The 26,360-nt window shown below is 72.2% G+C and carries 23 protein-coding genes; 7 read left to right on the plus strand and 16 right to left on the minus strand.

From position 1 onward, the window contains the following. Positions 1-85: 85 nt before the first annotated feature. The 4 genes from ACZ49J_RS42070 to infC all read right to left on the minus strand — a co-directional run bounded on the left by ACZ49J_RS42070 (position 86) and on the right by infC (position 2,666). Positions 86-943, minus strand: coding sequence for a TrmH family RNA methyltransferase (locus ACZ49J_RS42070; protein ID WP_467456476.1), 858 nt, complete (start codon positions 941-943; stop codon positions 86-88). 227 nt (positions 944-1,170) lie between these two features. Next, on the minus strand, positions 1,171-1,554 hold the full coding sequence (rplT, locus tag ACZ49J_RS42075; RefSeq protein WP_019325184.1) for a 50S ribosomal protein L20: 384 nt from the start codon (positions 1,552-1,554) through the stop codon (positions 1,171-1,173). A gap of 120 nt (positions 1,555-1,674) precedes the next feature. Beyond that, a complete protein-coding gene (gene rpmI / locus ACZ49J_RS42080) occupies positions 1,675-1,869 on the minus strand; it encodes a 50S ribosomal protein L35 (protein ID WP_086563630.1) in 195 nt (64 codons plus the stop codon). 134 nt (positions 1,870-2,003) lie between these two features. Continuing rightward, positions 2,004-2,666 (minus strand): translation initiation factor IF-3, encoded by a 663-nt coding sequence (infC, locus tag ACZ49J_RS42085; RefSeq protein ID WP_467456504.1) that lies wholly within the window; start codon positions 2,664-2,666, stop codon positions 2,004-2,006. A 378-nt stretch (positions 2,667-3,044) separates the two neighbouring features. On the opposite strand from infC, the gene ACZ49J_RS42090 reads away from it, so the two are divergent. Continuing rightward, positions 3,045-3,467 carry a DUF1844 domain-containing protein gene (locus ACZ49J_RS42090; protein ID WP_467456473.1) on the plus strand — a complete coding sequence of 141 codons (423 nt, stop codon included), beginning with the start codon at positions 3,045-3,047 and terminating at the stop codon, positions 3,465-3,467. Positions 3,468-3,497: 30 nt separating this feature from the next. Here ACZ49J_RS42090 and ACZ49J_RS42095 read toward each other — a convergent pair whose 3' ends face one another. Continuing rightward, on the minus strand, positions 3,498-4,229 hold the full coding sequence (locus ACZ49J_RS42095; protein ID WP_467456502.1) for an SseB family protein: 732 nt from the start codon (positions 4,227-4,229) through the stop codon (positions 3,498-3,500). Positions 4,230-4,378: 149 nt separating this feature from the next. Here ACZ49J_RS42095 and ACZ49J_RS42100 point away from each other — a divergent pair, with 149 nt between their 5' ends. Further along, the gene (locus ACZ49J_RS42100) at positions 4,379-5,404 is read left to right on the plus strand and encodes a serine hydrolase (RefSeq protein WP_467456472.1); all 1,026 of its coding nucleotides are present in this window, start codon (positions 4,379-4,381) and stop codon (positions 5,402-5,404) included. Between the two features lie 22 nt (positions 5,405-5,426). Here ACZ49J_RS42100 and mycP read toward each other — a convergent pair whose 3' ends face one another. Both mycP and ACZ49J_RS42110 read right to left on the minus strand, forming a co-directional pair. Then, a complete protein-coding gene (gene mycP, locus ACZ49J_RS42105) occupies positions 5,427-6,662 on the minus strand; it encodes a type VII secretion-associated serine protease mycosin (protein ID WP_467456470.1) in 1,236 nt (411 codons plus the stop codon). After that, entirely contained in the window at positions 6,659-7,852 is a 1,194-nt protein-coding gene (locus ACZ49J_RS42110) for a hypothetical protein (RefSeq protein WP_467456468.1), read from the minus strand. The genes mycP and ACZ49J_RS42110 overlap by 4 nt, the downstream gene beginning before the upstream one ends. A gap of 544 nt (positions 7,853-8,396) precedes the next feature. Here ACZ49J_RS42110 and ACZ49J_RS42115 point away from each other — a divergent pair. Then, positions 8,397-9,599 carry an amino acid deaminase/aldolase gene (locus ACZ49J_RS42115; protein WP_467456466.1) on the plus strand — a complete coding sequence of 401 codons (1,203 nt, stop codon included), beginning with the start codon at positions 8,397-8,399 and terminating at the stop codon, positions 9,597-9,599. A gap of 59 nt (positions 9,600-9,658) precedes the next feature. Here the strand turns inward: ACZ49J_RS42115 and ACZ49J_RS42120 are convergent, their stop codons facing one another. The 3 genes from ACZ49J_RS42120 to ACZ49J_RS42130 are packed head-to-tail and all read right to left on the minus strand — an operon-like array spanning position 9,659 to position 13,243. After that, positions 9,659-10,468: a 3-oxoacyl-ACP reductase gene (locus ACZ49J_RS42120; RefSeq protein WP_467456465.1), complete on the minus strand. Its 810-nt coding sequence runs from the start codon at positions 10,466-10,468 to the stop codon at positions 9,659-9,661. A 7-nt stretch (positions 10,469-10,475) separates the two neighbouring features. Further along, positions 10,476-11,861: an aldehyde dehydrogenase family protein gene (locus ACZ49J_RS42125; protein WP_467456464.1), complete on the minus strand. Its 1,386-nt coding sequence runs from the start codon at positions 11,859-11,861 to the stop codon at positions 10,476-10,478. Between the two features lie 11 nt (positions 11,862-11,872). Continuing rightward, the gene (locus ACZ49J_RS42130; RefSeq protein ID WP_467456463.1) at positions 11,873-13,243 is read right to left on the minus strand and encodes a glutamine synthetase family protein; all 1,371 of its coding nucleotides are present in this window, start codon (positions 13,241-13,243) and stop codon (positions 11,873-11,875) included. An 87-nt stretch (positions 13,244-13,330) separates the two neighbouring features. Here ACZ49J_RS42130 and ACZ49J_RS42135 point away from each other — a divergent pair, with 87 nt between their 5' ends. The 3 genes from ACZ49J_RS42135 to ACZ49J_RS42145 all read left to right on the plus strand — a co-directional run bounded on the left by ACZ49J_RS42135 (position 13,331) and on the right by ACZ49J_RS42145 (position 16,687). Further along, the gene (locus ACZ49J_RS42135) at positions 13,331-14,077 is read left to right on the plus strand and encodes a FadR/GntR family transcriptional regulator (RefSeq protein ID WP_467456462.1); all 747 of its coding nucleotides are present in this window, start codon (positions 13,331-13,333) and stop codon (positions 14,075-14,077) included. 352 nt (positions 14,078-14,429) lie between these two features. After that, positions 14,430-15,875 carry an ethanolamine permease gene (gene eat / locus ACZ49J_RS42140; RefSeq protein WP_467456460.1) on the plus strand — a complete coding sequence of 482 codons (1,446 nt, stop codon included), beginning with the start codon at positions 14,430-14,432 and terminating at the stop codon, positions 15,873-15,875. A gap of 107 nt (positions 15,876-15,982) precedes the next feature. Beyond that, positions 15,983-16,687 (plus strand): gamma-glutamyl-gamma-aminobutyrate hydrolase family protein, encoded by a 705-nt coding sequence (locus ACZ49J_RS42145; RefSeq protein WP_467456458.1) that lies wholly within the window; start codon positions 15,983-15,985, stop codon positions 16,685-16,687. Between the two features lie 21 nt (positions 16,688-16,708). Here the strand turns inward: ACZ49J_RS42145 and ACZ49J_RS42150 are convergent, their stop codons facing one another. From ACZ49J_RS42150 to ACZ49J_RS42175, 6 genes are all read right to left on the minus strand, one after another. Beyond that, entirely contained in the window at positions 16,709-17,665 is a 957-nt protein-coding gene (locus ACZ49J_RS42150) for an aminoglycoside phosphotransferase family protein (RefSeq protein WP_467456456.1), read from the minus strand. A gap of 306 nt (positions 17,666-17,971) precedes the next feature. After that, positions 17,972-18,922, minus strand: coding sequence for a LysR family transcriptional regulator (locus tag ACZ49J_RS42155; protein WP_467456455.1), 951 nt, complete (start codon positions 18,920-18,922; stop codon positions 17,972-17,974). A gap of 75 nt (positions 18,923-18,997) precedes the next feature. Next, positions 18,998-19,738 (minus strand): helical backbone metal receptor, encoded by a 741-nt coding sequence (locus tag ACZ49J_RS42160; RefSeq protein WP_467456454.1) that lies wholly within the window; start codon positions 19,736-19,738, stop codon positions 18,998-19,000. Then, positions 19,728-20,306, minus strand: a complete 579-nt coding sequence (locus tag ACZ49J_RS42165; protein WP_467456453.1) for a helix-turn-helix domain-containing protein — start codon at positions 20,304-20,306, stop codon at positions 19,728-19,730. The genes ACZ49J_RS42160 and ACZ49J_RS42165 overlap by 11 nt, the downstream gene beginning before the upstream one ends. An 822-nt stretch (positions 20,307-21,128) precedes the next feature. Beyond that, on the minus strand, positions 21,129-23,750 hold the full coding sequence (locus ACZ49J_RS42170) for an ABC transporter permease/substrate binding protein (RefSeq protein WP_467456451.1): 2,622 nt from the start codon (positions 23,748-23,750) through the stop codon (positions 21,129-21,131). Continuing rightward, a complete protein-coding gene (locus ACZ49J_RS42175; protein WP_467456449.1) occupies positions 23,743-24,831 on the minus strand; it encodes a quaternary amine ABC transporter ATP-binding protein in 1,089 nt (362 codons plus the stop codon). The genes ACZ49J_RS42170 and ACZ49J_RS42175 overlap by 8 nt, the downstream gene beginning before the upstream one ends. Before the next feature lie 296 nt (positions 24,832-25,127). On the opposite strand from ACZ49J_RS42175, the gene ACZ49J_RS42180 reads away from it, so the two are divergent. Next, positions 25,128-26,057: a 5'-3' exonuclease gene (locus ACZ49J_RS42180; RefSeq protein WP_467456501.1), complete on the plus strand. Its 930-nt coding sequence runs from the start codon at positions 25,128-25,130 to the stop codon at positions 26,055-26,057. Positions 26,058-26,360: the final 303 nt, after the last annotated feature.

The following is a 26,360-nucleotide window of genomic DNA, read 5'->3' on the forward strand; positions in this document are numbered from 1 at the left end:
GGGGGTCCTCCCTGTTCGAGCGGAGCCGGGAACCTGGGAAAGCAGCCGAGAGCTCGGGGGGAGGGCCCCCGAGCCCGCCACCCTACTAGCCGAGGGTGACGGAACGGCACCCTCCCGAGGCGCGCTGTGCACGGGCGGACGCGTAGAGACATACGGCGGCGGCGGTCGCGAGGTTCAGGCTTTCGGCCTTTCCGTGGATGGGAACGCGCACGACGGCGTCGGCCAGCGCACGCGTCTCCTCCGGAAGTCCCCACGCCTCGTTGCCGAAAACCCAGGCGGTAGGCCCGCCCATGGCCCCTTTGTCCAGCTGGTCGTCGAGGTCGTCGTCCCCTGCCCCGTCGGCGGCGACCACGCGCACCCCGGCTTCCCTGAGCCCGGCCACGGCCGCCTCGACGGGCACGCCGACGGCGACGGGCAGGTGGAAGAGGGAGCCCACGGAGGCCCGCACGGCCTTGGGGTTGTACAGGTCGACGGACGCGTCGGTGAGTACGACGGCCTCGGCCCCGGCGGCATCGGCGCACCGCAGCACGGTGCCGGCGTTTCCGGGGTCCCGTACATGGGCGAGGACGGCGACGAGCCGGGGGCGGGCCCTGAGCACGTCCTCGAAGGGGGTGTCGAGGAACCGGCACACCCCCACGAGCCCCTGCGGGGTCACCGTGGTGGAGATGTCGGCGATCACGTCCTCGGACGCGAGGTGCACGCGGGCTCCTGCCGTGCGTGCCTCTCCCACGATGTCGGCGTAGCGCTCCGCGGCGTCGAGGGTCACGAACAGTTCGACGAGGGTGGGTGTGCCGTCGGTCCGGTGCCCGGCCGCCTCCCGCACGGCCTGCGGCCCCTCCGCGAGGAACAGCTGTTCCTTCCCTCGGAAGTTCCGCTTGGCGAGCCGCCGCGCGGCCAAGACGCGAGCGGAGCGCGGGGAGATCAGCTCGGGGGCGGAGGGCATGGGGGCACCTTCGGGGGTCCGTGATGTTTCAGCCCGTCCGGCGTTTGAGGACGAGGCCGAAGGCCGACAAGCGGGGGTCTGGGGGCGCAGCCCCCAGGGACGGGACGGGCAGGGGCGGCGGGCGAGGAAACCGGGTCCGGACGCACTCGGACCCGCAGGCGGGAAACGGCCTGCGGGTCCGGGTCACGTCACGTACGCGGCCGAAGCCGGCGCAGCGTCACGCAGCGTCACGCCGCCTTCGGCGCGTTGACGTCGCTCGGCAGCGCCTTCTGCGCGACCTCGACGAGCGCGGCGAACGCGCCCGCGTCGTTGACGGCCAGCTCGGCCAGGATCTTGCGGTCGACCTCGATGTTCGCGGCCTTCAGACCCTGGATGAAGCGGTTGTACGTGATGCCGTTGGCGCGGGCAGCGGCGTTGATGCGCTGGATCCACAGCTGACGGAAGTCGCCCTTGCGCTTCTTGCGGTCGTTGTAGTTGTAGACCAGCGAGTGGGTGACCTGCTCCTTGGCCTTGCGGTACAGGCGCGAACGCTGACCGCGGTAACCGGAGGCCTGCTCGAGGATCGCCCGGCGCTTCTTGTGGGCGTTGACTGCCCGCTTGACGCGTGCCACTTCTCTAACTCCTTGTAGCGGGGCCGCGGTGGTTCCTCACACGGCCCGGAAACGAATGGGTCCCGGTCTCTCGGTGAAGGCGGGCGCCGGACGCCGGTCGGGCGTCGGGCGCTCCCCGCCTCACTTGCCGAGAAGCTTCTTGATCTTCTTGGCGTCGCCCGGGGCCATCTCGGCGTTGCCGGTGAGGCGACGCGTCACGCGGGACGACTTGTGCTCGTTGTAGTGGCGAATGCCGGCGCGCTCACGGAGCACCTTGCCCGAGCCGGTGACCTTGAAGCGCTTCCTGGAACCGCTGTGCGACTTGTTCTTCGGCATAGCGCCGTTACTCTCCTCGTCATGGCGCTCCGGTGCCCGGTCGCGAAACCGGGCACGGTGGAACGTCCTGTCTATCGGTTGACATCCCTGGACTGTCGGCCCAGGGCGATCCCCTGGACTCGCGTCCCGGGGAATCACGCCTCGGCGGGCTCCTCGGCAGGCTCCTCGGCCTCGGCGGCGTTCTGCGAGCGGCCTGGGTTGGCCTTCGCCTCGGCCTTGCGGGCCGCCTGCGCCTCACGGGCCTCGGCCATCGCCTCGGTCTTCTTCTTGTGCGGACCGAGAACCATGATCATGTTGCGGCCGTCCTGCTTCGGGTTCGACTCGACGAAACCGAGGTCCTGGACGTCTTCCGCGAGCCGCTGCAGCAGTCGGTAGCCCAGCTCGGGCCGGGACTGCTCGCGACCACGGAACATGATCGTGATCTTGACCTTGTCGCCCTGCTTGAGGAACCGGACGACGTGACCCTTCTTGGTGTCGTAGTCGTGCGGGTCGATCTTCGGCCGGAGCTTCATCTCCTTGATGACCGTGTGCGCCTGGTTCTTGCGCGCCTCACGGGCCTTCATGGCCGACTCGTACTTGAACTTCCCGTAGTCCATGAGCTTGCACACGGGCGGACGGGCGTTCGCCGCGACCTCGACCAGGTCCAGGTCGTACTCCTGCGCAAGCTCCAGTGCCTTGGCCAGCGGGACAATGCCCACCTGCTCGCCACTGGGACCGACAAGTCGCACCTCGGGAACGCGAATCCGGTCGTTGATGCGGGGCTCGGCGCTGATGGATCCTCCTCGGTAGCACCCCACGACGGTCTGGCGGACCGCCGTGTATGTCTGGTTGACATAGGGACCAACCATCGCGGCGCATGAAAAATGCCCCGGACGGGACACAGGCGGGAGCTCCAGACTGCCGGAGCACCGCCGCAGTGAACCGCGGGGCGCGCTTCGGGCGACTCCACCGTCCGTACGGAACGGTGGTGGCCGCCTGACCGGTGACCTGCCGTCCCGGAGGAGGGTCAGGTGGGAGTTCGGAGCCTCCACTTGCGGGTCGAACACGCTGTTTTTCCTTTGGCGCGTCCGACCGGTCGTCACCCAAGGTTAGCAGCTACCGAGGGCAGGTGCGAACCAGCGTGCGGGCGCCTCCCGCGCTCGGGCACCACGGCGGCTGGGCCTATCGTGTGGGACATGAGTGACACCTCCCCCTCGGGCCCGGCCGGCACCCCCGGCTCCGCGGATGCTCCCGGCTCCGCGGATGCTCCCGGCTCCGCCTCGAATCCCGACTTCGACAGCATGGCCCGCGACATCGCGGAGGTCCCGGCGGTCGAGGTGATCGTGACGGTCGCGGTGAACCTGATGAGCGCCGCCGCCGTGAAGCTCGGTCTCACCGAGGAGGGCGACAAGTACAAGGATTTGGACGAGGCCCGCAAGCTGGTGCACGCCCTCGCCGGTCTCCTCGACGCGTCCGCGACCGAGATCAGCTCCTTCCACGCGGCCCCGCTGCGCGACGGCCTGAAGTCCCTGCAGCTGGCGTTCCGCGAGGCGTCGCTGGTCCCGGACGAGCCGGGACAGGGCCCGGGCGAGAAGTACACGGGCGCGGTCTACGGCTGACGCGCCCGTTCGACGAGCTCCACCGCTGGTTCAGTCACGTACGTACAAGGGCTCGCCCGGTGGCGTGGTCCCGGCCGGCAGCAGTGCCAGGTCGAGGCCGCGCACCAGGCGGGCCCGCAGCGTCTCGTCGGCGGCGAGGCGCTGCGCGACCGCCCGGGCGGCCTCGGCCGGGGGCGCGGACGGGTCCAGGACGAGGGCGAGGGTGCCGTCTGCCTGTCCCGGCCCGAGGTGGGCACGGAGCACGGCGGGCTCGGCGGCCACGGCGTCGCGTACGGCCTCGACGACGGCCGGGTCGGCGAGCGGGTCCGTGGTCGTGCGCCCCTCGGCGAGGGCGAGCAGCGCGGGCCCGGTCAGCTCGTACGGCACCGGTCCGGCCATGTCCAGCACGATCGTGTCGGCCTTCTCGTGGGCCGCGGCCTGGAGGGCCTGGTGCAGGGGTACGGCGACGGGGCGGGCGGCGGGGTCCCAGCGGGCGAGCGCGTCGGTGGAGGTGAAGGCGGGCAGGGCGGTGCGGTTCCCCGCCTTCAGGGTCGGCACCGCCATGTCGCTGGTCTTTTCGCGGCGCAAGCCCCTCTCGTCCTCCTCGACCTCACCGAGGACGGCCACGACGGGGACGAGCAGCCGGGCCCCCTTGAGCGCCTCCAGGACGGGCCCCACGGCCGAGCGGTCCTCGGCCCAGGCCGTGAGCGCCGCGCTCAGCCGGGGATCGGCGGAGCCGTCGTCGTCGGAGAAACCAGGGTCGGGAATGTTCTTGTTCGCCACGGTCACCGACCCTATCGGGGGAAGCCTCCTGCGCCTTTGCGGGGCCGGAAACGCGGCGTTCACCGCGCTCACGGGTTTCTCAGCAATCCCTGACACGCATCTAACAAACGGCTAACCCGGCGCACAGTGCGGGCCTGAAGCATCGCGGCATGCCTCCTCACAGAGCCCGTCGCGCTCGGCCGGCCCGGCGCCGTCCCGTCCTCTGCTCGGCGCTGGCCGCCGCGGTCATGATGACCGGCACGGCCGCCGGGGCCGTCTTCGTGAAGGGACGGGCGCACGGCTCGGAGGGCACCGTATCGTCGTCGGCGTCATCGTCCTCGCCCTCGGCGTCCGCCTCGGCGAGTGCGCAAGAGGCTACGGAGGAGGCTTCGTTGCAGCCTGTGGCGGCGCCCGAGGTGGATCACGACGCGCTGCTCGCGGCCGCGCTGGAGGAGGTGACGGTCGAGGACGGCGCCGACGTGTCCGTGGCCGTACTGGACGTGGAGTCCGGGCAGAGCGCGGTGTACGGGAAGGCGCGGTTCGACACCGCGAGCATCGTGAAGGCCGACATCCTGGCGACGCTGCTCCTGCAGGCGCAGGACGCGGGCCGGGGGCTCACCGCGCAGGAGAAGGCGTACGCCACCGCGATGATCGAGAACAGTGACAACGCGTCCGCGACCGCGCTGTGGAAGGCGATCGGCCAGGGGGCGGGTCTCGACGCGGCGAACGAGCGCTTCGGGCTGACCGGCACCGAGGGCGGCGACGGGCTGCTGTGGGGGCTGACCCAGACCACGGCGGCGGATCAACTGGTCCTCCTCCAGCAGGTGTTCGGGGAGGACTCGGAGCTGAGCGAGGCCTCGCGGGCGTACGTGCGGGAGTTGATGGGGCGGATCGCCGTGGACCAGGACTGGGGTGTGTCGGCGGCCGGGTCGGAGTTCGCCCTGAAGAACGGGTGGCTGCCCCGCAGCACGACCGGGCTGTGGGACATCAACAGCATCGGGCGCGTCACCGCGGACGGGCACGACTACCTCGTCGCGGTGCTGTCGAAAGGCAACACCACCAAGGCGAAGGGCGTCGCGCTGGTGGAGGCGGCCGCGCAGGCGGCGGTGTCGGCGTTCGCGGACGAGGACGGGGGCGGGGGCGGGGGCGCCGAAAGCGTGGAGACCGTCGCGGCGCGGGAGCGGCAGTCGCGGTAACCGTCCGGGGTCTCGTACCGGCTCAGAGGCCGTAGCGGTCCGTGTGGTAGTCCGGTCGCCCCCGGCCCCGCCACAGCACCACGGCCCCGCCCAGCAGCAGGATGCCCATGCCGCCCGCGACCGGGGCGGCCCAGCTGAAGGCGCTGTCGTCCTCCTGGGACGCGTCCGGGCCGTTTCCGAAGTACTCACTGCCGTACGCCGCCGGGTGGAGCCCCTGGGGTTTGATCCTGCCGCCCACCTTGATCGCGGCCGCCGGGTCGACGAAGCCGAAGCCGTGGGAGTCGTCCCGGCCGCCCGCCGGCGCGTCCCGGGCCGTGTCCTCCAGGAGCTGCTTGATCTGGGCGGGGGTCAGGCCGGGGTGGGCCGCCCGGACGAGGGCGACCGCGCCGGAGACGAACGCGGCCGCCGCGCTCGTGCCCCAGCCCTCGTAGTACTTGCGGTCCGGGTCGGCGATGACGACGTCGTCGCCGGGGGCGCTGACGGTGGCGTACCAGCGGCGGGTGGAGAAGGAGGCGCGGGTGCCGTACTTGTCGACGGCGGTGGCGGCGATGACCCCCGGGTAGGCCGCGGGGTACGAGATGTGGTCGCCCTTCTCGCCGCCGTTGCCCGCGGAGGCGACGACGACGGAGCCCTTCTTGAGGGCGTACTGGACGGCGGCGTCCTCGGCGGGTTCGGGGTGGGCGGACTTGGAGTCGTCGCCCAGGGACATGTTGATGACGTCGGCGCCGTGGTCGGCGGCCCATCGGATGCCCTCGGCGAGGGCGTTGCCGCGGGTGTTGCGGGCCTTGGTGCGGGCCGAGTCGCCGTCCTCGAGGATGACGCGGACCGGGAGGATCTTCGCAGCCGGGGCGATGCCCAGGACACCGTCCCCGCCTCCCGGGCCGTGTCCGTGGCCGGCGATGATCCCGGCCATGGCGGTGCCGTGCCGGGCCCAGGCGCGGTCGCCCCGGCTCGCCCCGAAGCCGACCATGTCCTTGCCGGGCAGGACGTTGCCCACCAGGTCGGGGTGCTCGTCGTCGACGCCGGTGTCGAGGACGGCCACGGTGACGCCCTCGCCCTTGGTGGTCCGCCAGGCCTCCGTCGTGTGGAGGGCGTCCAGGCCCCACTGCTGGTTACGGATGCTGTCCGCGTGGGCGGTGGTGGACGGGACGAGGACGAGGGAGGCGGCGAGAAGGACGCTCAGCGCGCCGGTCCTGCCGCCGGTCCTGCGGCCACTCCTGCGGTCCGTGCGGGCTTTCACGGGCGGCGTACGGGTCATGAGGGTTCGTCCCCGGCGGCGGCGACCGTCTTGCGGAAGCCGCGTTCGACGCGGTCGGCGAGGCCCTGGGCCTCGTGGCCGAGGCCCGCCTGGGCGGGGGCCGTGGTGGCGCCGGTCTTCATGGCCTCCTCGGCGGGCTGCGGCTCGGTGACGGTGCGGCCGTCGGCGAAGCCGGAGACGGCGTAGACGACGACCGGCGCGTCGGTGAGGACGGAGAGGGTCCAGGAGGCACGCTGCTCGGCGCCGAAGCCGGCGGCGACGGTGCCCTTCGCCGCGTACGGGAGGGGCATCAGGTCGGCGCGCCGGTCCAGGCCCTCCTTCGCGAAGCGCGACTTCAGGGAGGACATGGCGGCGGAGTCGGCCGTGGTGAAGAGCAGGCCCACGGTGGTGACGTTGCTGCGGGTGGCGTCGGTGTAGGTGGCGCGGAGCAGCCGCAGGCAGCCGGCCGGGGCGAGGGCCTTGCGGAGCAACGGGTCGAAGGCGTTCCGGCAGCCGCTGTCGGGGGCGACGGCGATCCGCGTCCAGGTCCGGTCCGCGCCGCCGGGTCCGGCGCCCTCGCCGTGGATGGTGCGCGGGAACAGCTGGTCGACGGGCACGCTGTGCCACAGCTGTCCGGCGGCGGCGAAGCGGCCTCGGTCGCCGTCGGCGTCCGTGTCTCCGGTGAGCCAGCTCCCGGTCACCGCGCCGCCGATGAGTCCCAGGCCCAGGACGACGCAGGCGGCGGCCGCCAGCGTGCGCGAGCGGCTGGGCCGCGCGCGCGTGGCGTCGCGTGTCTCGGGGTGGTACGTCTCGGGCCGCGCGAAGGTGATGTACGGGCGTTCGGGGCGTGGGCCGAGGGCCCTGTCGAGGGCCTCGACGGAGCGCCGCGAGGAGCTCCACGCGGGTGTCCAGCGGGGCGGCTCCTCGGGCGGGGCGGCTCGGCGTGGCTCCGCCGTGGGCCTCGGCGGAGCGCCGGCGGCGCCGGACGGCGCGGCGCCGGGCCGGTTCGGCGCGTCCGCCGGCGCCGGTGGTGGGGCGTCGGGGAAGCGCGCCGAGGCCGCGGGTGGGGGCAGGGTGCCCGGTGCGTTGCCCTGTGCGGCGGCCCGGCGGAAGTCGTGCGGCCGCGACCGCTGTGGGGCCGCCCCGGGCTTGGGGGAGCTCGTGTCGCGGGAGGCGCCCGGCGGTGTGCCCGGCGGGGCGGAGGGAGGCATGGGCGGTGCGCCGGCGGCCGGTGGTCGCGGGGGCGCCGGAGCGGGCGCGGGGCGCGGCGGTGGCAACGGGGCACTCGTGGATCGGGATCCGCCCGGCACGGCGCTGTTCGCGGCCGAGCCCGGCTGCGGGCCCTCCTGCGCGGACTGGGCCTCGCCGTCCCCGGGTGCGGTGGAACCGTTCCCACCCGGCGTCCGCGGAGGCGCCGGTGGACGGGGCGGAGTCGTGGGGCGTGGGGGGATGGAGGCGCGACGCGCTTCGGTACTCATGCACCCCCCGTTTCCTCGTGTCAGGCCGCCGCGGAGACCGTCCTGGCGTACGACCGCCCGTGGGGAGCGGTCGCCGTCCGGGAGCCGCCTGCCCGGATGTCGCCACGGGCATCCGTACCCGTGGCGGGGCATGGCCATCCACGGCCGAGGTCGTCCCCATGTGTGCGCGTCACTCTACGGGTTGCCACGTGCCAAGACGGAACCAGTCCGCACACCCGGGCGATCTGCCCGGAACGTCCCCCTACCCAGCGGTAATCGAGTCTGGCAGGCTTCGTTCATGACTGCCCGTTCCGCTGACCGCGCCCGCTACGACCGGGCCACCGCTCATCTCGACGCCCCGCTCGCGATCGTCGACCTGGACGCCTTCGACGCGAACGCCGACGACATGCTCCGCAGGGCCGGCGGCAAGCCGATCCGTGTGGCCAGCAAGTCCGTCCGCTGCCGGGCACTCCTCGAACGCGTCCTGGGACGCGAGGGTTTCGCGGGCATCATGTCCTTCACGCTCGCCGAGTCCCTGTGGCTGGCGCGGTCCGGCTTCGACGACGTGCTGCTGGCCTATCCGTCGGCGGACCGCTCGGGCTTCGCCGAACTGACCGGTGACCCCAAGCTCGCCGGCGCCGTGACCGTCATGATCGACGATCCCGCCCAGCTCCAGCTCATCGACGACTCCCGCGCGGGCGGTTCCGAAGTCGTACGGGTCTGCCTGGAGTTGGACACGTCCTTGAAGCTGCTCGGCGGACGTGTGCGGGTCGGCGCCCGGCGCTCCCCGCTCCACTCCCCCGCCCAGGTCGCCGAGATGGCCCGTACGGTCGCCCGGCGGCCCGGGTTCAGGCTGGTCGGGATCATGGCGTACGAGGGGCACATCGCCGGTGTCGGTGACTCGCTCGCGGGGCGGCCGTTCCGCTCGCGGGCCGTCCGGCTGATGCAGGCCGCCGCGAAGAAGGAACTCGCCGAGCGGCGCGCCGAGGTCGTGCGCGCCGTCCGCGCGGTGGCGCCCGACCTGGAGTTCGTCAACGGCGGGGGCACGGGCAGCATTCAGCACACCGCCGCCGAGGACGCGGTCACCGAGATCGGGGCCGGGTCGGGGCTGTACGTGCCGCGGTTGTTCGACAACTACACCTCGTTCAGGGGCCGTCCGGCCGCGCTGTTCGCGCAGCCCGTCGTCCGCCGTCCGGGGGTCGGCGTGGTCACCGTCCTGGGCGGCGGCTACCCGGCCTCGGGCGCCGCGGGCCGCGACCGGCTGCCCGTCCCGTACCTGCCCGAGGGACTGAGGTACGACCCGCAGGAAGGACCCGGCGAGGTCCAGACGCCGCTGCTGGGCGCGCCCGCCGACGACCTCCTCATCGGCGACAAGGTGTGGTTCCGGCACGCCAAGGCCGGCGAGCTGTGCGAACGGTTCGACGTGCTGCACCTCGTGGCGGACGACGAGGTGACGGCCACCGTGCCGACGTACCGCGGAGAGGGCCACACCTTCCTCTGAGCGGGGTGTTGACCGGGCCCCTGGCGCGACCGCGGTGGCGCCAGGGGTCTGTCGCGTGGCTAGAGCGGGGTGACGTACGCGCCCGAGATGCCGCCGTCCACCAGGAAGTCGGTGGCGTTGACGAAGGACGAGTCGTCGCTGGCGAGGAACGCGACGGCCGCCGCGATCTCCGTCGCCTCCGCGAACCGCCCGAGCGGGATGTGCACGAGGCGGCGGGCGGCCCGCTCCGGGTCCTTGGCGAACAGCTCCTGCAGGAGGGGTGTGTTGACCGGGCCGGGGCACAGCGCGTTCACGCGGATGCCCTCCCTCGCGAACTGCACACCCAGCTCGCGGGACATGGCCAGCACACCACCCTTGGAGGCCGTGTACGAGATCTGGGAGGTCGCCGCGCCCATGCGGGCCACGAACGACGCGGTGTTGATGATGGAGCCCTTCCCCTGGCGCCGCATGTAGGGGATCGCGGCCTTGCAGCACAGGTACACGGAGGTGAGGTTGACCTCCTGGACCCTCTTCCACGCCTCCAGTCCGGTCTCCAGGATGGAGTCGTCGTCGGGCGGCGAGATGCCCGCGTTGTTGAACGCGATGTCGACGCTGCCGTAGGTCTCGTAGGCGGTCCTGAAGAGCGCCTCGACCTGTTCGGGGTCGGTGACGTCGACCTTCACGAAGGTCCCGCCGACCTCGTCGGCGACCGCCTTGCCGCGCGTGTCGTCGACGTCGCCGCAGACCACGTGGGCCCCTTCGGAGGCGAGGCGGCGCGCGGCGGCGAGACCGATGCCGCTGCCCGCGCCGGTGATGACGGCGGTACGGCCGACGAGGCGGCGGCAGATGCTTTCTTCGGTGGTGCCGGTGGTGCCGGTGGTGTCGCTCATGTGCGGCTCAGGCCTCCGTGCTGATGAAGACGTTCTTGGTTTCGGTGAAGGCGGTGAGCGCGTCCGGGCCGAGCTCGCGGCCGATGCCCGACTGCTTGAAGCCGCCGAAGGGGGTGGAGTAGCGGACGCTGGAGTGGGAGTTGACGGACAGGTTCCCCGCGCGGACGGCCTGGGAGACGCGCAGCGCCCGGCCGACGTCGCGGGTCCACAGGGAGCCGGAGAGGCCGTACGGCGTGTCGTTGGCCAGCCGGATCGCGTCCGCCTCGTCCTCGAAGGGCAGGACCACCGCCACCGGGCCGAAGACCTCCTCGGCGGCCACGCGCGCGTGGGGCTCGACTCCGGTCAGGACGGTGGGCGGGAACCAGAAGCCGGGGCCTTCGGGGGCCTTGCCGCGGATGCCGGGCGCGTCCGGGTCGACGTAGGAACGGACGCGGTCCAGCTGGACCTTGGAGATCAGCGGCCCCATCTGCGTGTTCTCGTCGGCCGGGTCACCGACGAGAACGGACTCGATCGCGGGCGCGAGCAGGTCGAGGAACCGGTCGTACACGGACCGCTGCACGAGGATGCGGGTGCGGGCGCAGCAGTCCTGTCCGGAGTTGTCGAGGAACGACATGGGGGTGGCGGACGCGGCGGCCTCGATGTCGGCGTCGGCGAAGACGATGTTGGGGCTCTTGCCGCCGAGTTCGAGGGTGACGCGCTTGAGCAGGGCCGAGCCCTTCGCCAGCACCTGCTTGCCCACGGCGGTGGAGCCGGTGAACACGATCTTCGCGATGCCGGGGTGCTCGACGAGGGCGTTGCCCGCGACGGTGCCGTGGCCGGGCAGCACCTGGAACAGCCCCTCCGGAAGCCCTGCCGCCAGGGCGAGTTCGGCCAGGCGGAGAGCGGTGAGCGGGGTCGTCTCGGCGGGCTTGAGGATGACCGCGTTGCCGGCCGCGAGCGCGGGGGCGGTGCCCCAGGCTGCGATGGGCATCGGGAAGTTCCAGGGCGCGATCACGCCCACGACGCCGAGGGGTTCGTGGAACGTGACGTCCAGGCCGCCGGCGACCGGGATCTGGCGTCCGGTGAGCCGCTCGACGCCTCCGGCCGCGTAGTCGAGCAGGTCGCGGACGTTGCCCGCCTCCCAGCGCGCGTTGCCGACGGTGTGTCCGGCTTCGCGGACCTCCAGCCGCGCCAGCTCCTCGATGTGCTCGTCCACGGTCGCGGCGAAGCGGCGCAGGAGCCGGGCACGGTCGGCGGGGGCGAGGGCCGCCCACTCGCTCTGGGCACGGGCGGCCCGTACGACGGCCGCGTCCACGTCCTGTGCGGTGGCGGCCGGGACGGTGGCGACGACCTCCTCGGTGGCCGGGTTGAGTACCTGGAGTTCGTGCTCGTGCTGGTCGTGGTGCTCGGACAAGAGGGGACCTCTCACATGCGTTCGAAGGAGCGGCGCAGCTCCCAGTCGGTCACCGCGGCGTCGAAGGCCTCCAGCTCCACGCGCGCCATGTTGCGGTAGTGCGCGACCACCTCGTCGCCGAAGGCGGCCTTGGCGATGGGGCTGGTCTCCCAGAGCTCGGCGGCCTCGCGCAGGGTGGTGGGCACGTGCGCGTAGTCGGCGGTGTACGCGTTCCCCGGGCAGGCCTCGGGAAGCTCCAGCTTCTGCTCGATGCCGTACAGCCCGGCCGCGACCAGGCCCGCGACGGCGAGGTGCGGGTTGACGTCACCGCCCGGGAGCCGGTTCTCGAACCGCGTGGAGCGGCCGTGGCCGACGACCCGGAGCGCGCAGGTCCGGTTGTCGTGGCCCCAGGCGACGGCGGTCGGCGCGAACGAGCCCGGCTGGAACCGCTTGTACGAGTTGATGTTGGGCGCGTACAGCAGGGAGAAGTCACGGAGCGCGGCGAGCTGTCCGGCGAGGAAGTGCCGCATGACGGGTGACATGCCGCCGGGGTCGTCCGCGGAACCGGCCATGACGTTGGTGCCGTCGGCGTCCGTCAGCGACAGGTGGATGTGGCAGGAGTTGCCCTCGCGCTCGTTGTACTTGGCCATGAAGGTGAGCGACACGCCCTGCTGGGCGGCGATCTCCTTGGCGCCGGTCTTGTAGATGGCGTGCTGGTCGCAGGTGACCAGGGCCTCGTCGTACTTGAAGGCGATCTCGTGCTGGCCGGGGTTGCACTCGCCCTTGGCGGACTCGACGGTCAGGCCGGCCCCCGCCATCTCGTTCCTTATCCGGCGCAGCAGCGGCTCGATACGGCCCGTCCCGAGCACCGAGTAGTCGATGTTGTACTGGTTGGCCGGGGTGAGCCCTCTGTAGCCCGCGTCCCAGGCCTGTTCGTAGGTGTCCTTGAAGACGATGAACTCCAGCTCGGTGCCGACCTGGGCGGTGTAGCCGAGTGCGGCGAGGCGGTCGAGCTGGCGGCGCAGGATCTGGCGGGGGGCGGCGACGACCGGTGTGCCGTCGTTCCAGGCCAGGTCCGCGATCAGCATCGCCGTACCCTCGTTCCAGGGCACCCGGCGCAGTGTGCTCAGGTCGGGGTGCATGGCGAAGTCGCCGTAGCCCCGGTCCCAGGAGGACATCTCGTACCCGTCGACGGTGTTCATCTCGGTGTCGACGGCGAGCAGGTAGTTGCAGCCCTCCGTGCCGTGCGCGAGCACCTCGTCGAGGAAGAAGCGCGCGGCGAACCGCTTGCCCTGGAGGCGCCCTTGCATGTCGGGGAAGGCAAGGACGACGGTGTCGATCTCGCCGCCCGCGACGAGGGCGCGCAACTCCTCGACAGCGAGCGGGGGTGTGCGGTCTGCCACGGGAAAGCCTCCTTAGGGCTTCTTCGGCCAAGCCGGGAGCCATAAGGTATTACCCGCGACCATTAATTGGGAAGGGGGTGCGGCCACATGTCGCAGGCGGGGACGGAGCACGGGATGCCCGAGGCCAACGACCGGCTGACGTCCGTGCTGCGGCCGGTGCGGGCGGGCAACGGCTTCGAGGAGGCCCTGGAGCAGATCCTCCAGGTCGTCAGACTCGGCCTGGTCCCGGGCGGTGAGCGGCTGCCGTCGGAGCGCGAGCTGGCCGAGCGCCTCGGGATCAGCCGGGTGACGCTGCGCGAGGCACTGAAGGTCCTGCAGGACCAGGGCCTGGTCGAAGCGCGGCGCGGCCGGTACGGCGGGACCTTCGTGGTTCCCCGCACCGACGCCCCCGGCGAGGACGAGCTGCGCCGCCGCTTGAAGGACGTGGACCTGGAGGACACGCTCCGCTTCCGCGAGGTGCTGGAGGTGGGCGCGGCCGGACTGTGCGCGGCGCACGGCCTCGACGACGATCGGGCCGGCCTGCTCCGCGAGGCGCTCGCCCGCACGCACGACGCCCCGCTCGCCGAGTACCGCAGGCTGGACACGCTGCTGCACCTCACTCTCGCCGAACTGTCCGGCTCCCCCACGCTCACCGCCCAGTACGCGGCCGTCCGCGCGACCGTGAACGACCTCCTCGACTGCATCCCGTTGCTGGTGCGCAACCTGGAGCACTCGCAGCGGCAGCACACCGCCCTGGTGGAGGCCGTGCTCGACGGGGACGCCGACGGGGCGCGGGAGATCGCGCGCGAACACTGCGCGGGCACGGCGGCCCTGCTGCGCGGCTTCCTGGGGTGAACGAACCCGGGCCATGGCGGACGCCCGGGACGCGGCGGACGCCTTGGCCGTGGCACACCCCCGGAACGCGGCGGACACCAGGTCGCGGGGCGCGCGCCGCGCGTCGGACGGGCCGGGATGCGGAGAGCTCGCGGCGCCTGCGCTCCATGACGGGGGGACACCGCCCGTCCGACCGGGCGGGACGGCTCCGCCTCCCCGTCACGCACGCATTTACGGCCGCGTAACGCACGGGTATTGCTTTCGTGCCACCGGCCGGGCAAAGGTATGGACTCGATCCATTGACCCGGGAATCGGTCGACCCCACCGTGCCCGGAAGAAAATCCGCATCCGCCGCCCCGTGGGGAGTCGCGCCATGTCCCTGGAATCCACCAGCACGCCCACCGCCGAAGAGGCGGACGACTATCTGGAACGCAGGACGCTGCGCCGGGGCAGCGCCGGCTGGGTGCTGCTGACCGGCCTCGGCGTCGCCTATGTCGTGTCCGGTGACTACTCGGGCTGGAACTTCGGCCTGGCCGAGGGCGGCTTCGGCGGCCTGGCGATCGCCATGGTGCTCATGGGCGCGATGTACGCCTGCATGGTCTTCGCCCTCGCCGAACTGTCCTCGGTCCTGCCCACCGCGGGCGGCGGCTACGGTTTCGCGCGCCGCGCGCTCGGCCCGTGGGGCGGCTTCCTGACCGGCACGGCGATCCTCATCGAGTACGTTCTCGCGCCTGCCGCCATCGTCATCTTCATCGGGGACTACGTCGAGTCGCTGGGCCTGTTCGGCCTGGAGTCCGGCTGGCCGATGTACCTGGTCTGCTTCGCGATCTTCCTGGGCATCCATCTGTGGGGCGTGGGCGAGGCGCTGCTCTTCAGCTTCATCGTCACGGGCATCGCGGTGGCCGCCCTGGTCGTGTTCGCCCTGGGCGCGCTGCCCGGTTTCGACGCCTCGTCGCTCGACGACATCCCGGTCGACTCGTCCGCCCTGGGCGCGAGCTCCTGGCTGCCCATGGGTCTGCTGGGCATCTGGGCGGCGTTCCCGTTCGGCATGTGGTTCTTCCTGGGCGTCGAAGGTGTGCCGCTCGCCGCCGAGGAGACCAGGGACCCGGCCCGTACGCTGCCGAAGGCGATCCGCTGGTCGATGGGCGTCCTCGTGGTCCTGGCCGTGGTCACGTTCTTCGCCGCCGCCGGGGCACGCGGCTCGGCCGCCATCCAGGATGCGGGCAACCCCCTCGTCGAGGCGCTCCAGCCGGACGGCGAGCCCACGCCGCTGAGCAGGATCGTGAACTACGCGGGCCTCGCGGGTCTGGTCGCGTCGTTCTTCTCCCTCATCTACGCCGGCTCCCGCCAGCTGTTCGCCCTCTCCCGCGCGGGCTACCTGCCCCGCTTCCTCTCCCTCACCAGCAGCCGCAAGGCCCCTTACCTGGGCCTGCTGGTGCCGGGCACGATCGGCTTCGCGCTGGCGGCGGCCACGGGTGACGGCATGCGCATGCTGAACATCGCCGTCTTCGGCGCCACGATCAGCTATGCGCTGATGTCGCTGTCGCACATCGTCCTGCGCCGCCGCGAGCCGGACCTGGAACGGCCGTACCGTACGCCGGGAGGCGTGCTGACGTCGTCGGTCGCCCTGGTCCTCGCCTGCGCGGCGCTGGTGGCCACGTTCCTGGTGGACGTGACGGCGGCGCTCATCGCGCTCGCGGTCTACGCGGTCGCGGTCGCGTACTTCGGGCTCTACAGCCGCAAGCACCTGGTGGCGAAGGCGCCGGAGGAGGAGTTCGCGGCGCTGGCGGCTGCCGAGGCAGAGTTGGCACGGGACTGAGACGTCCTGGAACGACACAGTCCCGGGGCGCCACCGTCCCGGGACGACCCGTTTGCCGCGGCCCGGCCGGTCCGGGCCCCGACCAGTTCGCCGCGAAGGAGCAACAGGTGACCAGGCCGCTGATCGGTGTGAGTACGTATCTGGAGCCCGGCGCCCGCTGGGGCGTCTGGGAGCTGGAGGCAGCCCTGCTGCCGGTCGGCTATCCGCGGCTCGTCCAGGCGGCGGGCGGGCTCGCCGCGATGCTGCCGCCGGACGACCCGTCGTACGCCGCCGGGACGGTCGCCCGTCTCGACGGCCTGGTGATCGCGGGCGGCCCCGATGTCGACCCCGACCGCTACGGTGCCGAGCGCTCTCCCCGCACCGGTCCGCCCGCACCGGAACGCGACGCCTGGGAGCTCGCCCTGATCCGCGCGGCCCTGGCCGCCGGACTTCCACTGCTGGGGATCTGCCGCGGTATGCAGCTCCTCAACGTGGCCCTCGGCGGGACGCTGGTCCAGCACCTCGACGGCCACGTCACACAGGTGGGCGTGTTCGGCCGCCACTCGGTGAAGCCCGTGCCGGGCACCCTCTACGCGGACATCGCCCCCGAGGAGACGTCCGTGCCGACCTACCACCACCAGGCGGTGGACCGTCTCGGCGAGGGGCTCGTCGCCTCGGCTCACGCGGAGGACGGCACCGTGGAGGCGGTCGAGCTGCCGGGTCGGACCTGGGTGCTCGGCGTCCAGTGGCACCCGGAGATGGGTGAGGACACGCGCGTGATGCGAGCCCTCACCCGGGCGGCTTCCCAGGTCGCCTCCGGCGCCGTCTCCTGAGCACTCCCAGCCGTTCCCGGGCTATTCCCCGAGCCGCCTCCTGAGCCACTCCAGCGCGGCCTCGCCCTGCGCCCGCTGGAAGGCGCGCAGGGTCGGCAGGCCCGGTGGCGATGGCTGCCGGCAGCTTCTGATCATGAACCCGGCGAAGCCCGCGAGGGTCGCGGTGACCGCGTCCGGCTCGGCGTCCCGTCCCAGCGGATGCGCGGCGAACACCTCCTCCGGATCGGGACCGCCCTGCGCCCGCACCGACGGCAGCATGAGCAGCAGGTCGAACCAGGGCGCGGCCCCGCGCCGTGCGTGCGGCCAGTCGACGAAGACGACACGCCCGTCCTCCGTGAGCAGGATGTTGTCGGCGCGCAGGTCGCAGTGGGCGAGGGTGTCGCCGACGGCCAGGGACGTCCAGGATGCGGCCAGTTCGGCGAGACGCGGCAGATGGGTCACCGTCCAGGGGTCGAGCCCGTCTCCGCCGTCGCCCTCGTCGGTCATCTGCCGCCACCCGTCAAAGGCGTCGGCCAGGTCCTCGACAACCGTCGGGCCGTCGAGGGGCGCGGGTGTGAGGAGCCGGCTCAACTCCCCCACGGCGTCCAGCACGCGCGCCAGCTCTCCCTCGCGCCACGGGACGTGCGGCTGCCGGCCCGCCACGTCCTCGAAGACGAGCGCGACCCAGGTGCCGTCGTCGTACGAGCCGAGGAGGGCGGGCGCGGGGACGTCGTGGGGCAGGGCCGCGGCGTTCCGCGCCTCCTCGCGGTGCATGCCCGGGCTGACCGGGTTGGCCTCCGCGCTCACCGCCTTCACGAAGGCCCGTCGGCCTTCGGCCGTGGTCACGCGCGCGGCCACGCCGGGGGAGAACCCGCCCGTCTGGGTGACCGCCCGTACGACGGGCGCGCCGAGCACGCCGGCGACGGCGGCGCGTACCGTGACGGGCAGGGCGTCCCAGGGGGTCCGAACGCCTGCGGCCGGTGGGGCGGGGAAGGTCATGTCCGGCATCGTGGCGGTTGGAGCGTGGCGGTCTCCACCGCTTTTCCTCGCCCCCGCCGTCCCTACCCGTCCCATCCCTGAGGGCTGCGCCCCCAGACCTCCGCCGTCGGCCTGACGGCCTCGTCCTCAAGCGCCGGACGGGCTGGAAAATCCAGCCCCTCCGGCGCTTGAGGAGCGGGGGTCCGGGGGCGGAGCCCCCGAAACCGGGGTCCGGGGGCGGAGCCCCGAGCGGGGTCGAAGGGGCAGCGCCCCTGGGGATGGGACGGGTAGGGGCGGCGGGGGCGAAAACAACGCTGCTGCCCCCCGTCACCCCACCCGGCTCCGCGTCAGCGCCAGCAGATCCCGTCCCGGCCCCGTGGGGCGATGCCCCGTGGGCCACACCGCCCGCAGGGCCCGCCGCAGGTGGACGCCGTCCAGAGGAACACTGACCAGACGCCGCGCCGACAGCTCCTCACCGAGGGCGAGTTCGCTCAGGACGGCGGGCCCCGCCCCACTCACCGCCGCGGCCTTCACCGCGGTCGTCGAGGACAGCTCGATCAACGGCCGCGCCAGACCCCCCAGCGCCGCGTCGAGCACCTGCCGCGTACCGGACCCTTCCTCCCGGAGGATCAGCGGCGTCGCCGCGAGCTCACCCGCGTCCAGCGGCTTGCGGCGCCGTGCCCACGGGTGCCCCGGCGCGGCCACCACGATCAGCCTGTCGTGGGCGACGACCGCCGAGTCAAGGCCCGTGGGCACGCTGACGCCCTCCACGAACCCCAGGTCCGCCTCCCCGTCCAGCAATCGCTCCGCGACGACCGCCGAGTTGCCCGCGAGCAGTGAGACCGCCGTGTCCGGCCGCTGGGCGCGCAGCGCGATGAGCCACCCCGGCAGCAGGTACTCCGCGATCGTCATGCTCGCGGCGACACGCAGCCGGGAGTCGCGCCGGTCCCGCAGCGCCTGCGCCCCCGCGTCGAACGCCTCGGCCGCCTCCACCACTCGCCGCGCCCAGTCCGTGACCAGGGCACCCGCGTCCGTGAGCCGCGAACCCCGGGGTGACCGGTCGACCAGGGCCACGCCCAGCTGCCGCTCCATGGAACGGATCCGGCTGCTCGCCGCCGGCTGGGTGATGCCCAGCTCCCGCGCGGCCCGCCCGAGCGAGCCCAGCCGCGCCACGGCCAGCAACAGCTCCAGGGCGCCGAGATCCGGCACCCGGTGGGCGAGCCCGCCCCGGGGCGCGGCACCCCCGCCGCCCTGCTCCTCAGCCTTTCCCTTGCCCATGCCCTCGCCCCTGCCCCATGCCCCTAAAGCCAGCTTATGTCCGTCCCGGCGTGAGGTCCCTGGTGGGGTCCGGGATCAGCGGAGCGCTGCCCGCAGCGCCTCGCCCAGCGCCCGCGGTGCCTGTGTCAACGACGGCCCGTACCAGGTGAGATGACGCCCGCTGACCAGTGCGCACGGCAGCCCCGGGAACGCCTCGGGTCCGTCGGCGGCGGTGAAGCGGTACGGCTCGTCCGGCAGGACGACGACATCGGGTCCGGCGGCCCGCAGCTCCTCGACGGGAACGCGCGGGTAACGGTCCGCGTGTGCCGCGTACAGGTTGTCCACGCCGAGCCGCGCCAGGACGTCCCCCGCGAAGGTGTCCCGCCCGAGGACCATCCAGGGCCGGCGCCAGATCGGTACCACGGCGGTCGTACGGCGGTCGGGGGACGGCAGCCGGGACCAGGCCTCCTCCGCCTCGTCCAGCCACCGGGGCCTCGTCGGCGCGCCGCACGCCCGCAGCACCCGCTCCAGTTCGCGGAAGGCCCCCGGGACGTCCCGTACCTCGGTGACGAGGACCTCGACGCCCGCCTCCCGCAGCGCGGTCAGGTCGGGCTCGCGGTTCTCCTCCTCGTTGGCGATCACCAGATCGGGCGACAGCCCGATGATCCGGTCGGTCTTCGGGTTCTTGGTGCCGCCGATCCGTACGACGCCCAGATCGGCGGGGTGGGTGCACCAGTCGGTGGCGCCGACCAGCGCGCCGGGCACGGAGAGCGCCACGGCCTCGGTCAGCGAGGGGACGAGGGAGACGACACGGGGCACGAGGGGGTCACCCACCACGACGGTGCCGGTCCTCCAGGGCCTCGATGTGGTCCGCCACGGCGACCACGATCACCCGGGTGTCGGGCACCGCGGCCCGCCACCGGTGCCGTACGCCGCCGGTCAGGTACATCGTGTCACCGCGCCCCAGCCGGTGGGCGCGGCCCTCCGCCTCGACCTCGACGGCACCGTCGGCCACGTACATCAACTCGTCGTTGCGGTGCTGGACTTCCCGGCCCTCGTCGTGGTCGCCGGTGACCTCGTAGGCGTGCAGCTGGTGGTGTCCGCGCACCAGGGAGCGCGTGGTGGACCCGGTCGGCGCGTAGGCGTCCGTGTCGGCGCGCACCACGTCGACGCTGCACGCGGGGTCGGCCGCGGCGAGCAGTTCGACGGCCGTCGTGCGGAGAGCGTCGGCGATGCGCTCCAGGGACGGCTTGCTGGGGCGGGCCCGCTCGTTCTCGACCTGGCTGAGGAAGGGGACCGACAGGCCGCTGCGCTCGGCGACGACGGCGAGAGTGAGCTCCAGTGTCCGGCGCCGCCGCCGGACGGCCGCGCCTACCCGAAGGGGCTGTTCTTTGTGGTCGCCCATAGCTCCGGCTCCCTCCTTCGCTCGTCGGTCCGCCGCTGTCCGGCACGGCTGCTCCACTTGGTACAGCCGCTACTGATACACCACTGTTCCGCGACTCATCCGGCGCGCCTTCCCTGATGAGTTCTCTGCACCCTACGCATGTTCGGCAAACCGTTTCATGCGCCCGTCACATCGATGTCAATTCGGGTGACGGTCAGGGTCACAGTTCGCGCCAGTGGAGAGAGCGGCCCGCCTTCCCCGGCGCCTCTTCGTCCGGCAGGACAAAGAGGCTGGCCAGGGGCGCGGGGCGCCTCTCCAGTTCGGTGAGGAGAACCGCGGACGGGCTGGTAACGGCTTCGCCGTCGCCGTGAGCACGGGGCGCCGGCCGACCGGCTCGTCCGGTCGCCGGACCGCGGGCGCACCCGCTGGTTCACGACGTCGCGGCGGTGGTGAGCCGGAGGCGTACGCGGTCGCCCGCGGTGCCGCCGGTCCCCCGGCCTTCGAGGGCACTGTCGAGTCGATTCTCCGCCGTGGCCTGCCAGATTGTGAAGTAGCGCAGAGTAGTGAGTCATGGACGGTAGGTCGCGCGCGGCGGAGTGGCCGACGACCGCCGACCACTCGGGGCGCAGCGCGAGAGGATGCGGGGCGCGATCGTACGTGCGGTCCGCGCCCCGGTCAGCAGGGCCCTGGGGCCGGCGTGGCCGCGGACCCCGACGTGGTTGGCCGGATCCATCTCGTACGCCAGTACGTTGCCGCAGTGCCGTCGTCGCCGACGACGGCACTGGAACACGCCGTTCGGACACGGGAGAGACCCACCCCTCGGGCGGTCCCCGTGGGACGCTGCTACCGCGGGGTCATGCGGCCGACCATGTCCGGGTGCTCCTTCAGCCACGCGGCGACCGCTTCCTCCTCGTGGCCCTGGCCGCGCTTGTTGATCTCGGCCTCCAGGGTCCCGAGCTCGTCCTCGCTCATCTTGAAGTTCCTGATCCACTTGGTGAGTTGCGGGTACCGCTCGGGGAACTTCTCGTTGGCGATGGTGCGGATCGTGTTGCCCTCGCCGAAGAGCTTCTTGTCGTCCTTCAGCTTGGTGAGGTCGTACTGGCTGTACGCCCAGTGCGGCGACCAGAGGACGACGGCGATGGGCTGCTTCCTGGCGTAGGCGCGCTTGAGCTCGGCGAGCATCGCGGGCGTGGAGCCGTCGACGACGTCGTACTCCTTGTCCAGGCCGTAGCCGGGCAGGACCTTGGTCTTGAGCAGGTTCATCTCGCCCGTGCCCGGCTCGATGCCGATGATCTTCCCGTCGAAGAGGTCGGCCTTGCCCTTGAGGTCCTCGTAGGACGTGACGCCCTTGACGTAGGAGGGCACGGAGACCTCCAGCGAGGTCGGCTCGTACCAGGTGCCGAGGTCGGCGAGTCTGTCCTTGCTCTTGTCCCAGTAGTTCTTCTGCGCGTACGGCAGCCAGGCGTCGAAGTTGAGGTCGAGGTCGCCGGAGGCGAGGCCGGTGTAGACCGGGCCGACGTCCATCTGCTTGAGGTTCAGCTGGTAGCCGCGCCGCTCCAGGACGTTCTTCCAGAGGTAGGTGACGGCGATGTCCTCGTCCCAGGGGAACCAGGCCACGTCGATGGGCCGCTCGGCCTCGGCCGGAGTCGCACCGGTGCCGCCCGCGACCGGGGCCAGCTTGTCGACGAGGTCCGGGTTCCGCTTGAGCCAGGCGCGCACGGCGTCCTGCTGCTTGCCCTTGCCCGCCTTGTTGATCTCGGCTTCCAGGCTGGTGAGCTGCTTCTCGGTCATCCGGAAGTTCTTCAGCCACGTGCCGACGACCGGGTTCTCGCTGGCGAAGCCCTTGCGGGCCACGGTGTGCACGCCGTCGCCCTTGCCCCAGGCGCCCTTGGGGTCCTTGAGCTTCCTCAGGTCGTAGTCGTTGTACGCCCAGTGCGGTGACCAGAGCGTGACGACGATCGGTTCCTTCTCGCTGTAGGCCCGCTTGAGCTCGGCCAGCATCGCCGGCGTGGAGCTGTCGACGACCTTGTACTCCTTGTCGAGCCCGTACTCCTTGAGGACCTTGCTCTTGAGCAGGGCCATCTCGCCGGCGCTGGACTCGATGCCGGTGATCTTCCCGCCGAAGGTGGCGGCCCTGCCCTTGAGGTCCGCCAGCGAGTCGACGCCCTTCATGTACGACGGCACGCTCAGCTCCAGCGAGGTCTGGCCGTACCAGGCTCCGAGATCGTCGAGTTCGCTGCCGTACTTCTTCCAGTACTGCTCGTGAGTCGTCGGCAGCCAGGCGTCGGTCTGGAAGTCGACGTTGCCCGCCGCGAGGGAGGTGTAGAGCGGACCGGCCTCGAACTGCTTGGCGTCCACCTGGAAGCCGCGCTCCTCGAGGATCTCCTTCCACAGGTAGGTGGAGGCGACGCCCTCGTCCCAGGGGATGTAGCCGATAGTGATCTTCTTGCCCTGGCCGACGTCCTTGCCGCCGGCGGCGGCCGTGGTCGTGCCGCCGCCGTCGCCGCCGAAGACGCCCATGCCGCCCGCCACGAGGGCGAGGATCACGACACCGATTACGGCGACCTGCGGGCGGGGCCGGTACGACCAGATCTTCAGGCCCTGGGCGGCGCGCGCCCTGACGGCGGCGCGGCGGCCCAGCGGGGAGACCTGGGTCCCCAGGGCGCTGGTCATGCGGTCGAGGTAGATCGCGAGGATGACGATGGCGACCCCGGCCTCGGAGCCGAGGCCCACGTTGAGCTGGCCGATGGCCTCGTTGACGTCGCCGCCGAGGCCGCCGGTGCCGACCATGCCGGCGATCGCGGCCATGGACAGGCCCAGCATGATGACCTGGTTGACGCCGGCCATGACGGTGGGCAGCGCGAGCGGCAACTGGACGCGCAGCAGTGTGTTGCGGGGTGTGGTGCCGAACGCCTCGGCGGCCTCGACCAGTTCCTTGTCGACCTGGCGGATGCCCAGCTCCGTCATGCGCACACCGGGGGCGAGCGCGAAGATCAGGGTGGCGACGATGCCCGCGGAGGCGCCGGTGCCGAAGAACAGGATCGCCGGGATGAGGTAGATCATCGCGGGCAGCGTCTGCATGAAGTCAAGGATCGGCCGGACCAGCCCGCTGACCCGGTCGGAGCGCGCGGCCCAGATGCCCACCGGCACGGCCACGACGAGCGCGATGATCGTGGCGACGAGGACGAGCGACAGGGTCACCATCGCGTTCTCCCACAGTTCGAGGGAGTCGATGAAGGCGAAGCCCGCGAAGGTGAGGACACCGGCCGTCGTACCGCGCAGCCAGAAGGCGAGCACGGCGAAGATGCCCGCGAGCAGGAGGGGTTCGGGGGCCTGGAGGACGGCGTCGATGCCGTCGTAGGTGCCGACGAAGACGGTCTTGAGGAAGTCGAAGAGCCAGGCCATGTGGCCGAGCAGCCAGTCGACCGTGTCGTTGACCCAGTCGCCGAGAGGGATCCTAGGCACGGGCCACCGCCTTGTCGCCGTCGGTGTCCCGCGGGGAGTCGCAGGTCGCGGGGGCGGTCCGCTCGTCGCCGAGGAAGCCGACGAGGCGTTGTCCCGTGACGACGCCCACCAGCCCTCGTTCCGCGTCGAGGACCGCGACCGGGTGCGACAGGCGGGCGCTGATCGCGCACAGCTCGGTGAACGGGGTGTCGGGGGTCGCCGTCTCGCAGCCGCAGTCCGCCTCGTCGCCTCGGACGTCCCGGTCCATGACGGCGCCCGCGGTGAGCACGCGGGAGCGGTCGACGTCCTGGATGAAGGAGGCGACGTAGTCGTCCGCGGGGCGGATCAGGATGTCCTCGGCGGTGCCGTTCTGGACGATGCGTCCGTCGCGCATGACGGCGATGCGGTCACCCAGGCGCATGGCCTCGTTGAGGTCGTGCGTGATGAACACGATGGTCTTCTTGAGGGTCTTCTGCAGGTCGAGCAGCTGGTCCTGCATGTCACGGCGGATCAGCGGGTCGAGGGCGCTGAAGGACTCGTCCATGAGCAGCAGGTCGGCGTCGGTGGCGAGGGCCCGGGCCAGCCCCACGCGCTGCTGCATGCCGCCGGACAGTTCGTCGGGCCAGGACTTCTCCCAGCCGACCAGGCCGCACAGGGCGAGCGCCTCGTCGGCGCGACGCTCGCGCTCGGCGCGGGGCACGCCCTGCACTTCCAGGCCGTAGGCGGCGTTCTCGCGAACGCTGCGGTGCGGGAACAGCGCGAAGTGCTGGAAGACCATGCTGATCTTCTTCGAGCGGACCTCGCGCAGCTCGCGGTCGCCGATCGCGGTGAGGTCCTGGCCGTCGAAGCGCACCCGTCCGGCGGTGGGCTCCAGCAGTCCGTTGAGCATGCGCAGCAGCGTGGACTTTCCCGAACCGGAGAGGCCCATGACGACGAAGATCTGCCCGGGCTCCACCGTGAAGGAGGCGTCGATCACGGCCGCGGTGGTGCCCTCGGCGCGCAGTTCCTCGCGGTCGGCTCCGCCGCGGAGCCGTTGAACCGCCTCGTCGGGTCGTCTGCCGAAGACCTTGTACAGGTTCTCGGCCTCAAGCCTGGATGACACGGATACCTCTCTTCTCGCAGCAGGACGGCCCGTGCCCCCGCCGACGGGCCGTGGAGCGTGGCGGGCTCCGCCCGCCGGGCCCCGTGGGCGTACTCCGCCCGGCCGCTGTCCACGCTCCGGCGGATCCGCTCGGCGAACGTGGTTGAAGGCGCAACCGACCCTGCTCCGGGCGCGCACCTGCCCTCGCCCGAGCAGCTCAAACGCTGCGGGTGCCTCGTTTCACAAGCCCTTCACCCCGGCCGCCGCGGCACTTCCGGGGATGCGTCGGACGCCCGCTGTCAGCGCCGTACGGCATGATGCGGAAGGTGACCCGACGCCTGATGCTCCTCGACACCGCCTCGTTGTACTTCCGCGCCTACTTCGGGGTGCCGGACTCCGTGAAGGCTCCGGACGGCACCCCCGTGAACGCCGTGCGCGGACTGCTCGACTTCATCGACCGCCTGGTCAGGGACCACCGGCCCGACGACCTGGTGGCCTGCATGGACGCGGACTGGCGGCCGCAGTGGCGGGTCGACCTGATCCCCTCCTACAAGGCGCACCGCGTGGCCGAGGAGCACGAGGTGGGCCCGGACGAGGAGGAGGTGCCGGACACGCTGTCGCCGCAGGTGCCGGTCATCGAGGACGTCCTGGACGCGCTGGGCATCGCGCGCGTGGGCGTCGAGGGGTACGAGGCGGACGACGTGATCGGCACGTTCACGGCGCGGGCGAAGGGCCCGGTGGACATCGTCACCGGCGACCGCGACCTGTACCAGCTGGTCGACGACGCCCGCGCGGTCCGCGTGCTGTACCCCCTCAAGGGCGTCGGCACGCTGCAGCTCACCGATGAGGCGGTGCTGCACGAGAAGTACGGCGTGGGCGGCGCCGGGTACGCGGATCTGGCACTGCTGCGCGGCGACCCGAGCGACGGGCTGCCCGGGGTGCCGGGCATCGGTGAGAAGACGGCGGCGAAGCTGCTGGCCGAGTTCGGGGACCTGGCCGGGATCATGGCGGCGGTCGACGACCCGTCGGCGAAGCTCACGCCGTCCCAGCGCAGGAGGCTCGACGAGGCCCGCCCCTACGTCGCGGTGGCCCCCCGGGTCGTCCGGGTCGCCGGCGACGTACCCTTGCCCGAGGTGGACACGGCGCTCCCGCGCGAACCGCGGGATGCGGCGAGGCTGGACGGGCTCGCCACACGCTGGGGCCTGGGCGGTTCGCTGCAGCGGCTGCTCACGACGCTGCGGACCTGACCGGTACGCGCACCGCGGGACCTGACGGCAAAGCGCGCCGCGCGGACCGCGAAGGCGGACGGAACACGCATGCGGGCGGACCGCGAAGGCGGGCGGAGCAGAGCGCGGGCGGCAGTCCTCACGCGGTTCTCACCATCCTGCGGATTACTCACGTCCCAGCGGATGGCGTCTCGGCGGATGACGTCCTGGCGGAGATGCGGCGCCACTCCGATCGCAGAACGATTCCTCCGCCACAGGGTATGGCTCGTCTTCCGGCGGTACCCGGGGCGTGAGGGGGCACTTGGGGGGCGGGCAGGTCAACGC

It is taken from the genome of Streptomyces sp. NPDC030840 (assembly GCF_055572015.1).

Excerpts from the sequence above, each read along its gene's own strand:
- ACZ49J_RS42070 (WP_467456476.1), bottom strand. The coding sequence starts at position 943 with ATGCCCTCCGCCCCCGAGCTGATCTCCCCGCGCTCCGCTCGCGTCTTG.
- rpmI (WP_086563630.1), bottom strand. The coding sequence starts at position 1,869 with ATGCCGAAGAACAAGTCGCACAGCGGTTCCAGGAAGCGCTTCAAGGTC.
- ACZ49J_RS42090 (WP_467456473.1), top strand. The coding sequence starts at position 3,045 with ATGAGTGACACCTCCCCCTCGGGCCCGGCCGGCACCCCCGGCTCCGCG.
- ACZ49J_RS42100 (WP_467456472.1), top strand. The coding sequence starts at position 4,379 with ATGCCTCCTCACAGAGCCCGTCGCGCTCGGCCGGCCCGGCGCCGTCCC.
- mycP (WP_467456470.1), bottom strand. The coding sequence starts at position 6,662 with ATGACCCGTACGCCGCCCGTGAAAGCCCGCACGGACCGCAGGAGTGGC.
- ACZ49J_RS42110 (WP_467456468.1), bottom strand. The coding sequence starts at position 7,852 with ATGCCTCCCTCCGCCCCGCCGGGCACACCGCCGGGCGCCTCCCGCGAC.
- ACZ49J_RS42115 (WP_467456466.1), top strand. The coding sequence starts at position 8,397 with ATGACTGCCCGTTCCGCTGACCGCGCCCGCTACGACCGGGCCACCGCT.
- ACZ49J_RS42120 (WP_467456465.1), bottom strand. The coding sequence starts at position 10,468 with ATGAGCGACACCACCGGCACCACCGGCACCACCGAAGAAAGCATCTGC.
- ACZ49J_RS42135 (WP_467456462.1), top strand. The coding sequence starts at position 13,331 with ATGTCGCAGGCGGGGACGGAGCACGGGATGCCCGAGGCCAACGACCGG.
- eat (WP_467456460.1), top strand. The coding sequence starts at position 14,430 with ATGTCCCTGGAATCCACCAGCACGCCCACCGCCGAAGAGGCGGACGAC.
- ACZ49J_RS42150 (WP_467456456.1), bottom strand. The coding sequence starts at position 17,665 with ATGACCTTCCCCGCCCCACCGGCCGCAGGCGTTCGGACCCCCTGGGAC.
- ACZ49J_RS42155 (WP_467456455.1), bottom strand. The coding sequence starts at position 18,922 with ATGGGCAAGGGAAAGGCTGAGGAGCAGGGCGGCGGGGGTGCCGCGCCC.
- ACZ49J_RS42165 (WP_467456453.1), bottom strand. The coding sequence starts at position 20,306 with ATGGGCGACCACAAAGAACAGCCCCTTCGGGTAGGCGCGGCCGTCCGG.
- ACZ49J_RS42180 (WP_467456501.1), top strand. The coding sequence starts at position 25,128 with ATGCGGAAGGTGACCCGACGCCTGATGCTCCTCGACACCGCCTCGTTG.